Source organism: Pseudomonas sp. 05N434, assembly GCF_056396965.1.
In genome coordinates this window covers 1-367 of the sequence record NZ_JBFTMK010001202.1, presented here as the reverse complement: position 1 = coordinate 367, position 367 = coordinate 1, and the positions used below count along the sequence as shown (strand labels likewise).

Here is a 367-nt window from a genome sequence, read left to right as displayed (position 1 = left end):
TTCTACGGCAACGTCATAAACGCGGCCGTAGAAACCCCATTGCAGACTGCTCGCCAGCTCTCCGAGCGGCTGGGCAACGAGATTTGGCTCAAGCGTGAAGACTTGCAGCCGGTGTTCTCGTTCAAGATTCGCGGCGCTTACAACAAGCTGACGCAACTGAGCGATGAAGAGCGCGCCCGTGGCGTGGTCACCGCTTCGGCGGGCAACCATGCGCAAGGCCTGGCCCTGGCAGCCAAAGTGCTGGGCGTGAAAGCGACCATCGTGATGCCCAAGACCACCCCGGAGATCAAGGTCGAAGGCGTGCGTTCGCGCGGCGGCAAAGTGGTACTGCACGGCGATTCGTTCCCGGAAGCCCTGGCCTACTCGC

1 protein-coding gene is annotated in these 367 nt (G+C 62.1%); it reads left to right on the top strand.

Features of this window, described 5'->3' with window-relative positions; all coding sequences use genetic code 11:
• Nucleotides 1-15 precede the first annotated feature (15 nt).
• Nucleotides 16-367 (top strand): pyridoxal-phosphate dependent enzyme (locus tag AC1DLB_RS32430; protein WP_477786586.1); only part of this gene is annotated, 352 nt, incomplete at its 3' end.